Source organism: Micromonospora sp. SD19 (assembly GCF_054462275.1).
The window spans coordinates 1-9,873 of the sequence record NZ_JBTLMN010000008.1 but is presented as its reverse complement, the minus strand read 5'-3'; the positions used below and the strand labels follow the sequence as shown (position 1 = coordinate 9,873).

The following is a 9,873-nucleotide window of genomic DNA, read 5'->3' as shown; positions in this document are numbered from 1 at the left end:
GCGGGCTGTGGAACTGCAACGCACTCTAGAGCTACTTCGGAGGCGCCCCGGGATGCTTGGCGTTGACGGGTCGTTCGGGCAGACCGCCGCGTTTCTCGAAGGCGTGAACGTCGGGCAGCAGGGCGGCCTTCTCCAGGGGTTTCGGGAGTGGCTGGTGGTCCAGGTCGGCGACGGCGCCAATCTCACCTGGCGCGCGTTGGTAGTGCGCCTCGCCAACGGAGAGAGCGGCAGCGGCGGGTCAGAGGGCCCGTCCGCGGATGATGAGCGGCGGATCACTAGGGTTCTCTTTGATCAGCTGGACCAGTTTCTGGCCGCCCGTGAATCGACAGACGGGCTGTTGAAGATCTACGACAACTATCTGAAGTGGCTTCGACGTCAGGATTGGTACACGCCGAACAGTCCGAGCTACCTCGACTAGTCGGAACTGGCGCGCCGTAGGGCCGGGTAGTGAACGAGCCCCACCGTCGGTCTTCGTGGCCAGTTCGATCGGCGACTGCTCAACCTGGGGCCGCGGTGGGCTCGTCCTCGCCGCGGCCCGCGGGAGTCGCTCCGGCACGCTGGGCCGGCTCGTGCCGGTCGATATCCTCCCCGTCCGGTGCTCCGTTGATCCGTTGACAACTGCGCGAGTTTCGGAGCAACCCTCCGAGCCGGACCCCGCGTGACTAACTCGAAACGGGGATCGGAGGCCTGAATGAGCGACCGCGACGAGGCGTTCGCCGAGTACTTCGCGGCACGGTCCGGGGCCATGCGCGGCACCGCGTACCTGCTGTGCGGCGACTGGCACCGGGCCGAAGACCTGGTCCAGACCACGTTCGTCAAGCTCTACCGGGTCTGGAACCGGATCTCCCGGCACGAGGTGCTCGACAGCTACGTGCGTCAGATCCTGGTCCGGACCTTCCTCGACGAGCGCCGCCGCGGTTGGTGGCTTCGGGAACGGGTGGGCGGCGAGGACACCGAGCAGGTGGCCCCGTCCGACTCGCCGGAGAGCCGGCTGGTGTTGCTCCAGGCGCTGGCCCGGGTGGCACCGCGGCAGCGGACCGTGCTGGTCCTGCGGTACTGGGAGGACCTGTCGATCGAGGATGTCGCGGCGCTGCTGGAGTGTTCTCCAGGGACGGTGAAGAGCCAGGCGGCACGCGGGCTCGACACGTTGCGCGGCCTCCTGGCACCCACCTACAGCGGGATCGAGATGGGGGAGCGATGAACGAGGAACAGTTCCGCGAGGGGCTGCGTAGCGAGATGGCGGGCATCACCCCGCCACCACCATTGAGTACGACTGCCGCGCTCGGCGCGGCACGACGGGCGCACGTCCGCCGGCGCGTGGTGTGGGCGTCGCTCGGCTCGGCGGCCGTCGTGCTGGCGGTCAGTGGCTTCGCGGCCGTCGCCACTCCGGACGGTCACGTCTACGAGCCGGCGGGCGGTGGGCCGCTGGTTGCTCCGGACACCAAGGAGCCGTGGCCGACCGGGCCGAACGGGCAACCGCAGGAGGACCGGACCGCGCGGGCCGGCTCCAAGTACGACCAGGGAGCGCACCTGCTCAGCGAGGCTGTCGCTGTCGTACCCGCCGGTTTCACCACGCCCGACGACCCATCTGGTCAGTCCGCCGAGCAGCGGACGCTGCGGACGCACCAGGCGCAGTTCGAGGCCAGGGTGGACGGCGCCGACGTGTGGAGCTACTCCTCTTCGGTGGCCGTCGCGCAGGGCAACAGCACCGGGCGCGTCGTCGTCGAGGTGTACGACGCCGGCAATCCGATGCCGACCGAGCCGTGCGACCTGGCCCAGACGTTCTGGGGCATGGGGGGCGAGTGCCAGGTCGAGACCGTCGGCGCGGCACGGGTCGGCGTGGTGGTCCGACCGGACGACGACGATCGGCTGGACCAGTGGTCGGCGTACCGGCATCCGGACGGCGTGGTGGTGTTCGTGGCGCAGGGCGTACGGCTTGACGAGAGCCGGCCCGCGTTGACGGAGCTGCCGTTCTCCGTACCGCAGTTGGCGGCGCTCGCCGTCGACGAGAGGTTTCACCTGAAGTGACACGGCAACTCGGTTTTGCCGAGTGGGTCCAGGTGCCGAGTTCCATCGGTTCACCTGGGCCCTGCTGTGTCTCAGGGCCGCCGCGACGGTGACCTGCGCGTCCTTCTCAGCGGCGTGCCGTAAGGGGGACGAGGACGAGCACGGCGAGGCCGAGCATGGTGGCGCCGACAGCCCACCACCAGAAGAACCCCGAGAAGACCGAGGCGATTAGGAGCCCCACGCCGAGACCGGCCAGCAAACCAAGTGCGAACAAGACCCGTGGCGGTAGGGCGAGGTGCGGCAGGCGTCGCACCACCAGCACCTCCAGCCAGGTGCCGCCCGCCGCCAGCAGCGCTGCGCCGACCCCGTCCACGGCGGACAGCCCGTGACCCTCGCTGATGGGTACGAGAACGCTGCCCTCGTCACCGGCCGGGACGAAGAGGACCAGCACACCGACGACGATGAGCAGAGCGGCAGTGAAGACCTGCCTGCGTGGGGCGCCCGCACCAACGGATGACATCGCTATAGTCTCGGCCGTCCACCATCGTCTGCACAGGCGCCGCATAGGCGAACATCGAACGTCTGGCGCCCCGGCTGGCGCTGTCGGCCGCGCGCAGCAGTCGAAGCTGCGCGGCTGATCTGCTCGTTGCCGTCCCGGCCAGCTGGAGGGGCCATCTCAATGTCCCTGGGAACGTTGTTCAACGACTTCGTCAGGGGCGTGGCGGAGCAACTGGCCGGGTACGGCTTCGAACAGGGGAAGGGCCGCGTCTTCCGTCGGTATTCGGCGGCGGGCGACGCGCTCGTCGTCGAACGTGACGACGGGCGATGCGGATTATTTGCCAAGTGGGCCGGTAGACACACCCGCGCCGACGGTGTCACGGCGTCGATCAGCCGGGCGACTCGGAGCTATGCCGAAACGTCCCAGCGGGCAGTTGGTCCCGCTTGGCGGGACAGTCGCCCAGGATTTCGTTCGCCGGTTCGGCCAACTGCGCCGCACCACGATGGGGAGATGTGAAAGGCCCAGGTGCCGCGATCATGCGGTCCACCTGGGCCTTCGCACTCGGAGCGGGCGACGAGAATCGAACTCGCGTAGTCAGTTTGGAAGACTGAAGCTCTACCATTGAGCTACGCCCGCGTGCATCCCGCCGAAGCAGGACGCACCCCTAGCGTACCCAATGCCGGAGCCCGACGGCTAACCGCGCCTCCGCCCCGCGGTGCCGCGTCGTCCCCGACGCCGCGGCATGACGCCTCCAAGATCCGCACAACATCCGGGATGTAGTGGCCTCGCCGTGCGAGGAGACCACTACATCAGTGATGTTGTGCGGATCTTGGATCGTCCACCGGATCTTGGTGGCACCCGGGTGGGTGGAATGGTGATTTTCGGGCGAAGTGTCCGGGTGGGGGACGCCCCGGCACCACCTGAGGCGTGGCGACGGCATAGACTGCACGTCGCCACGGGGTGTGGCGCAGCTTGGTAGCGCACTCGCTTTGGGAGCGAGGGGCCGTGGGTTCAAATCCCGCCACCCCGACTGTCGTCCGCGGCCGGGCCGCCCCGGGTGCCGCCCAGTGCGGTCCCCGGGCGATGCCGGAGCGTCAGGCCGGCTCGCCTACACTCGATGGGCTGAATCACGCCCAGACTCAACTGAGATCCGTCAAGGAGTACGCCTGTGAAGAGCACCGTCGAGACTCTGAGCCCGACGCGCGTGCGGCTCGCCATCGAGGTGCCGTTCGTCGAGCTCGAGCCGAGCCTCAAGAAGGCGTACCGGGAGATCGGTTCGCAGGTCCAGGTTCCGGGCTTCCGCCGGGGCAAGGTGCCGACCGCGGTGATCGACCAGCGGGTGGGCCGGGGCACCGTCCTCAACGAGGCGGTCCAGGAGGCCATCCCGGAGAACATCCTCGCCGCGGTGCGCGAGCACGACCTGAAGACGCTGGGGCGCCCGGAGGTCGAGATCACCGAGTTCAACGACGGTGACTCGCTGAACTTCACTGCCGAGGTCGACGTCCGTCCGGAGATCACCATCCCGGACGCGAGCACCATCGAGGTGACCGTCGACGAGCTGCAGATCGACGAGAGCGAGATCGACGAGCAGGTGAAGAACCTGCGGGAGCGTTTCGCGACCCTCAAGACCGTCGAGCGGGCCGCCGCCGAGGGTGACTACGTCCAGATCGACCTGAACGCCACCGTCGACGGCGAGGACGTGCCGGGCGGTCAGGCGAGCAACATCTCCCACGAGGTGGGCAGCAAGCAGCTCCTGCCGGGCCTGGACGAGGCAGTCGTCGGCCTGGCCGCCGGCGAGGACACCACCTTCACCACCCAGCTGGTCGGCGGCGACTTCGCCGGTCGCGACGCCGACGTGGCGGTGACCGTGCGCACGGTCAAGGAGAAGGAGCTGCCCGAGCTGAACGACGAGTTCGCCCAGATGGCCAGCGAGTTCGACACGATCGAGGAGCTGCGCGGCGACCTGCGGGCGCGGGTCACCCAGGGCAAGCAGGTCGAGCAGATCTACGCCGCTCGGGACAAGGCTTTGGCCCAGCTGGTCGAGGCCGCCGAGATCCCGGCCCCGGAGGGTGTCGTCCGCGAGGAGGTCGCGAGCCGCAAGCAGGCGATGATCGACCAGCTGGAGCGGATCGGCGCCTCGATGGAGGAGTACCTCGCGGCCGAGGACAAGACCGAGGAGCAGATCGACGCCGAGCTGACCGAGGCGGCGACCGAGGGCGTCAAGGTCCAGCTCCTGCTGGACACGCTGGCCGACGCGGAGGACGTGCAGGTCTCCGACGACGAGTTCGGGCACGAGATCGTGCACCGGGCGCAGCGTGCCGGGATGGCCCCGCAGCAGTACTACGACCAGCTGGTGCGCTCCGGCGCGGCCGCCGCGGTCTTCGGCGACGTGCGGCGGGGCAAGGCGCTCGCGGCTGTCATGGAGCGGATCACGATCAAGGACTCGGCCGGCAACGGGATCACCCTCGACGCGCTGCGCGCCGCCAACGAGGCGGAGCACAACCACGAACACTGATCGTCGGGTTGCGGCCGCCGTCCGCCGCTCAGCGGCAGACGGCGGCCGTTTCCCTTCCCGGGTACGCCCGGGCAGCAAGCACTGCCGGGTGCGCCGGGGCAGCAAACGCTGCCGGGTACGCCCGGAAGCCCGCGCCGCGGGTACGCCCGACACAGCTGCGCTGAGAGCGAACACTGCCCCGACCGGGACTCTGCCGCCCCGCACAGCGGTTAGTGTCGGGAAAGACGGTACGGAGAGCGAAGGGCTGCCATGACCGACATGCACATCCCCAAGAAGTCGCTCCGGGCGATTGACGCGCGCGGTGGCGACTCCATTGGCAACCTCGACGACTCGGTCTACAACCGGTTGCTCAAGGAACGCATCATCTTCCTGGGCAGTGAGGTGACCGACCAGGTCGCCAACCGCATCTGCGCGCAGCTGCTGCTGCTCGCCGCGGAGGACCCGGACCGCGACATCAACCTGTGGATCAACTCGCCGGGTGGCTCGGTCTACTCCGGCATGGCGATCTACGACACCATGCAGTTCATCGACAACGACGTGTCGACCGTGGCGATGGGCATGGCTGCCTCGATGGGCCAGCTGCTGCTCTGCGCGGGCACCAAGGGCAAGCGGTATGCCCTGCCCCACGCACGGATCATGATGCACCAGCCGTCCGGTGGTCTGGGCGGCACGGCGTCCGACATCGCCATCCAGGCGGAGCAGATGCTCTACACGAAGCGGATGTTCCAGGAGCGGGTCGCGCACCACACCGGCCAGAGCCAGTCGCAGATCGAGGCCGACTCGGACCGGGACCGTTGGTTCACCGCCCAGGAGGCCATGGACTACGGCTTCATCGACAAGGTGATCATCGGGGCCGCACAGGTTCCGGATGGCGCCGGGACCCTGAGCTGAGGAGCTGACGATGACCGATCTGAGCCTGCCGCCCCAGTTCGCGGCCGTGCACAACCGCTACGTGCTGCCGTCGTTCGTCGAGCGCACGTCGTACGGGGTCAAGGAGTCGAACCCGTACAACAAGCTCTTCGAGGACCGGATCATCTTCCTCGGCGTCCAGGTGGACGACGCGTCGGCCAACGACGTGATGGCCCAGCTGCTGACGCTCGAGGGCACCGATCCGGACCGCGACATCATCATGTACATCAACTCGCCGGGTGGGTCGTTCACCGCCATGACGGCGATCTACGACACCATGCAGTACGTCCGTCCGGACATCTCGACGGTCTGCCTCGGGCAGGCGGCGAGCGCGGCGGCGGTGCTGCTCTCGGCGGGCACTCCGGGTAAGCGGATGGCCCTGCCGAACTCGCGGATCATCATCCACCAGCCGGCCACCGAGGGCGGCTACGGGCAGGGCTCGGACATCGAGATCCAGGCCCGGGAGATCCTGCGGATGCGTACGCAGCTGGAGGACATGCTGTCCCGCCACTGCAACCGCCCGATCGAGCAGGTTCGCAAGGACATCGACCGTGACAAGATCATGACGGCCGAGGAGTCCAAGGAGTACGGGCTGGTCGACACGATCCTGACCAGTCGCAAGAAGGGTCTGCTGGCGGCCAACGCCGCTCGCTGAGCTGTACCGGGTCAGAGGTTGGCCGGGGCTTCGTTCCCGGCCGACCTCTGACACACCCGTTTTGGGGGTCGGAGAATGCCCCGCCAGCGGGTAACGTCGGGTCCGTACCGCTTCGCCGGTTGGGCCGGCGGCGCGAACGAAGCCGGGCGGAGCGCAACGTCCGCAGGTCAGGGCCGGGTCTCCGGCCGATGAGTGCAGGGAGAACGTAGGTGGCACGGATCGGTGACGGCGGCGACCTACTGAAATGCTCCTTCTGCGGCAAGTCGCAGAAGCAGGTCAAGAAGCTCATCGCGGGCCCAGGGGTCTACATCTGCGACGAGTGCATCGATCTCTGTAACGAGATCATCGAGGAGGAGCTGGCCGAGTCCGGCGAGGTGAAGTGGGAAGAGCTTCCCAAGCCGATGGAGATCTGCCAGTTCCTCGACACCTACGTCGTGGGTCAGGATCAGGCCAAGAAGGCACTCGCCGTCGCGGTCTACAACCACTACAAGCGGATCCAGGCCGAGGCGGCTGGCGCGCCGGGCTCCGGCAGTGACGCCGTCGAGCTGGCCAAGTCCAACATCCTGCTGCTCGGTCCGACGGGGTGCGGCAAGACCCACCTGGCGCAGACCCTGGCCCGGATGTTGAACGTCCCGTTCGCCATCGCCGACGCCACAGCGCTGACCGAGGCGGGCTACGTCGGCGAGGACGTGGAGAACATCCTCCTCAAGCTGATCCAGGCCGCCGACTACGACATCAAGCGCGCCGAGACCGGGATCATCTACATCGACGAGGTCGACAAGATCGCCCGGAAGTCGGAAAATCCCTCGATCACCCGGGACGTCTCCGGCGAGGGCGTGCAGCAGGCCCTGCTCAAGATGCTTGAGGGCACGGTGGCCAACGTGCCGCCGCAGGGCGGTCGTAAGCACCCGCACCAGGAGTTCATCCAGATCGACACCACCAACGTGCTGTTCATCTGCGGTGGCGCGTTCGCCGGCCTCGACCAGATCATCGAGTCCCGCACCGGGCAGGGTGGCACGGGCTTCGGCGCCCGGCTCCGGTCGGTGTCCGAGCGGTCGACCGACGACATCTTCAGCCAGGTCATGCCGGAGGACATGCTCAAGTTCGGGCTGATCCCCGAGTTCGTCGGCCGGCTGCCGGTGATCACCAACGTTCGCAGCCTGGACCGCAGCGCCCTCGTACGGATCCTCACCGAGCCGCGCAACGCCCTGGTCCGGCAGTACCAGCGCCTGTTCGAGCTGGACGGCGTCGAGCTGGAGTTCGACGAGCCGGCGCTGGAAGCCATCGCCGATCAGGCGATGCTGCGGGGCACTGGTGCCCGTGGCCTGCGGGCGATCATCGAGGAGGTCCTGCTCTCCGCGATGTACGAGGTGCCGAGCAACCCGGACGCCGCCCGCGTGCTGATCACCCGCGAGGTCGTCCTGGAGAACGTCAACCCGACGATCGTGCCGCGTGAGTTCACCGGCCGTCGTGCCCGGCGCGATCGCGAAGAGAAGTCCGCCTGATCCTCCCCGCATCACGCCGGTCGTCGAGTTCTGGGACGGCCGGCGTGATCGCGTTCGGGCGCCGGCCGCTGACCACCCGCGCCGGCCGGGCCGTGACCCTGTCCGTGAGCGGTCTTCCAGCCGTACCCTTTGCACATGCGTGTCGCCGTCTGCCAGCTGAACGCCCGGGACGACCGTAAGGCCAATCTGGCGGCCGCGGAGGCCCTGCTGGAGCGCGCTGCCGCCGGCGGCGCCGACCTCGCTGTCCTCCCGGAGTATGTCGACTACCTGGGTCCCGCCGCGGGGCTGCCCGAACCGGAGCCGGTCGACGGGGAGGTGGGCAGCTTCTTCGCCGGGGTCGCACGGCGGCTCGGGATGTGGGTGGTGGCCGGCTCGTTCCACGAGGCCGGCCCGGACCCGGAGCACACCTGGAACACGTCGCTGGTCTTTGACCGTTCCGGCAGCCTGGCCGCGAGCTACCGCAAGATCCACCTCTACGACGTGGAGATCCCCGGTCGGGTCTCGTACCGGGAGTCGGCGAGTGTCGCGCCCGGGGTCCAGCCGGTGGTGGTCGACGTCGAAGGGCTGCGGGTCGGCCTGTCGATCTGTTACGACCTGCGCTTCCCGGAGCTGTACCGGCGGCTCGCGTCCGAGGGCGGCGCTCAGCTGCTGGTGGTTCCGGCCGCATTCATGATGCACACCGGCCGGGATCACTGGGAGGTTCTGCTGCGGGCCAGGGCGATCGAGAACCAGTGTTTCGTGGCGGCTGCCGGCCAGACCGGCGACCACGAGCCGGGTCGCACCTGCTTCGGGCGCAGCATGGTGGTCGACCCGTGGGGGACGGTCATCGGCCAGGTGCCGGACGGACCGGGCGTTTCCGTTGTCGACCTGGACCTCGACCGGCTCGACGCGATCCGCGCCGAGCTGCCCAGCCTCGCCAATCGCCGGCTCTGAGCCTCAGCCCTCCAGCAGGACGCCGATCACCGCGAACCCGGCGATGGCCGCTGCGGTGACCAGCAGCGCCGTGGTCATCCGGGACCGGCCCCGGCGGGCCAGTCGTCCCACCGAGAGCACGAGTACGACCAGCACGACCGCACCGATCACCACCTGCCAGAACGGCCCGATGAGGCCGAGCAGTGCCTCCTCGGCGACCACCCTGGCACCGTGCCCGGACTCATCCATGACTGACACTCTGGCACGTCGAGGCGGTCCGCGTCCTCGGCCGCACCGAGGAGCCTGCCGCGCGCCTCGCCCGAACCAGTGATGAACCCTGATTTGCCTTCTCCGGGCCGTCCGCGTAACTTTCTCTCTGCACGGGGGAGGCCGGACAAACCGGCCGAGAACGGGCGCCAGGCTCGTGGCGGGAACGCCGAGCGAGACTGAGGATCGGGCGGTGCGGAACACTTCGGATACGGGGTTGCGAACGCGAAGCCGACCGGGTAGAGTTCTGAAGCCGGCAGGAGCCGGGCGGAGAGCCGCGAAGCGGTGATCGGCCGGTCTGCGGCTTCCCACGACAGAAACGAACGTCGGAAACGACGCGCGTCATCGTGGACTCGAAGCAGTAAGAGTATCCGCAATATCGCTGAAGCATGACGAACCGCGAAATATCGGTTTGACAGGGTGGAAACGAGCGGGTAACGTAGTAAAAGTGCCTGGTGCTGAAAGCGCCGGGTGTGAGAGCGGGAAATGCCCCGGTTGGGGTTCCACTGAGTGTGGGGCTTGCGGCTGGTGTGTGGTTGTTCTTTGAGAACTCAACAGGGTGCTTGTAAAGCCAGTGCCAATTATGATTTATACCCCGGACTGG

General features: G+C 68.1%; 10 protein-coding genes and 2 tRNA genes. 9 read left to right on the top strand and 3 right to left on the bottom strand.

Annotated elements, in window-relative coordinates:
* Positions 1-7 precede the first annotated feature (7 nt).
* The 3 genes from ACX27O_RS23695 to ACX27O_RS23685 all read left to right on the top strand — a co-directional run bounded on the left by ACX27O_RS23695 (position 8) and on the right by ACX27O_RS23685 (position 2,028).
* Positions 8-418, top strand: coding sequence for a hypothetical protein (locus ACX27O_RS23695; RefSeq protein WP_167337308.1), 411 nt, complete (start codon positions 8-10; stop codon positions 416-418).
* A gap of 273 nt (positions 419-691) precedes the next feature.
* Positions 692-1,201: a SigE family RNA polymerase sigma factor gene (locus ACX27O_RS23690; protein WP_030333531.1), complete on the top strand. Its 510-nt coding sequence runs from the start codon at positions 692-694 to the stop codon at positions 1,199-1,201.
* Positions 1,198-2,028: a hypothetical protein gene (locus ACX27O_RS23685; protein ID WP_458940078.1), complete on the top strand. Its 831-nt coding sequence runs from the start codon at positions 1,198-1,200 to the stop codon at positions 2,026-2,028. The genes ACX27O_RS23690 and ACX27O_RS23685 overlap by 4 nt, the downstream gene beginning before the upstream one ends.
* Positions 2,029-2,134: 106 nt before the next feature.
* Here ACX27O_RS23685 and ACX27O_RS23680 read toward each other — a convergent pair whose 3' ends face one another.
* Positions 2,135-2,527, bottom strand: a complete 393-nt coding sequence (locus ACX27O_RS23680) for a hypothetical protein (RefSeq protein ID WP_458940077.1) — start codon at positions 2,525-2,527, stop codon at positions 2,135-2,137.
* Between the two features lie 544 nt (positions 2,528-3,071).
* Positions 3,072-3,142, bottom strand: a tRNA-Gly gene (locus ACX27O_RS23675).
* A 320-nt stretch (positions 3,143-3,462) separates the two neighbouring features.
* Between ACX27O_RS23675 and ACX27O_RS23670 the strand changes: the two genes are divergently transcribed.
* The 6 genes from ACX27O_RS23670 (at position 3,463) to ACX27O_RS23645 (ending at position 9,023) form a co-directional block, all read left to right on the top strand.
* A tRNA-Pro gene (locus ACX27O_RS23670) sits at positions 3,463-3,536 on the top strand.
* A gap of 138 nt (positions 3,537-3,674) precedes the next feature.
* A complete protein-coding gene (gene tig, locus ACX27O_RS23665; protein WP_030333534.1) occupies positions 3,675-5,021 on the top strand; it encodes a trigger factor in 1,347 nt (448 codons plus the stop codon).
* A 249-nt stretch (positions 5,022-5,270) separates the two neighbouring features.
* A complete protein-coding gene (locus ACX27O_RS23660) occupies positions 5,271-5,912 on the top strand; it encodes an ATP-dependent Clp protease proteolytic subunit (RefSeq protein ID WP_007464111.1) in 642 nt (213 codons plus the stop codon).
* Positions 5,913-5,922: 10 nt separating this feature from the next.
* Entirely contained in the window at positions 5,923-6,585 is a 663-nt protein-coding gene (locus ACX27O_RS23655; RefSeq protein WP_030333536.1) for an ATP-dependent Clp protease proteolytic subunit, read from the top strand.
* Positions 6,586-6,794: 209 nt separating this feature from the next.
* Positions 6,795-8,090, top strand: coding sequence for an ATP-dependent Clp protease ATP-binding subunit ClpX (gene clpX / locus ACX27O_RS23650; protein ID WP_030333537.1), 1,296 nt, complete (start codon positions 6,795-6,797; stop codon positions 8,088-8,090).
* Between the two features lie 135 nt (positions 8,091-8,225).
* Positions 8,226-9,023, top strand: coding sequence for a carbon-nitrogen hydrolase family protein (locus ACX27O_RS23645; protein WP_210860926.1), 798 nt, complete (start codon positions 8,226-8,228; stop codon positions 9,021-9,023).
* 3 nt (positions 9,024-9,026) lie between these two features.
* Here the strand turns inward: ACX27O_RS23645 and ACX27O_RS23640 are convergent, their stop codons facing one another.
* The gene (locus tag ACX27O_RS23640) at positions 9,027-9,251 is read right to left on the bottom strand and encodes a hypothetical protein (RefSeq protein ID WP_030333540.1); all 225 of its coding nucleotides are present in this window, start codon (positions 9,249-9,251) and stop codon (positions 9,027-9,029) included.
* Positions 9,252-9,873: the final 622 nt, after the last annotated feature.

What these genes read in the sequence shown, in the direction of transcription:
- ACX27O_RS23690 (WP_030333531.1), top strand. Translation starts at nt 692, where the DNA reads ATGAGCGACCGCGACGAGGCGTTCGCCGAGTACTTCGCGGCACGGTCC.
- ACX27O_RS23660 (WP_007464111.1), top strand. Translation starts at nt 5,271, where the DNA reads ATGACCGACATGCACATCCCCAAGAAGTCGCTCCGGGCGATTGACGCG.
- ACX27O_RS23640 (WP_030333540.1), bottom strand. Translation starts at nt 9,251, where the DNA reads ATGGATGAGTCCGGGCACGGTGCCAGGGTGGTCGCCGAGGAGGCACTG.
- ACX27O_RS23685 (WP_458940078.1), top strand. Translation starts at nt 1,198, where the DNA reads ATGAACGAGGAACAGTTCCGCGAGGGGCTGCGTAGCGAGATGGCGGGC.
- ACX27O_RS23680 (WP_458940077.1), bottom strand. Translation starts at nt 2,527, where the DNA reads ATGTCATCCGTTGGTGCGGGCGCCCCACGCAGGCAGGTCTTCACTGCC.
- ACX27O_RS23655 (WP_030333536.1), top strand. Translation starts at nt 5,923, where the DNA reads ATGACCGATCTGAGCCTGCCGCCCCAGTTCGCGGCCGTGCACAACCGC.
- ACX27O_RS23645 (WP_210860926.1), top strand. Translation starts at nt 8,226, where the DNA reads ATGCGTGTCGCCGTCTGCCAGCTGAACGCCCGGGACGACCGTAAGGCC.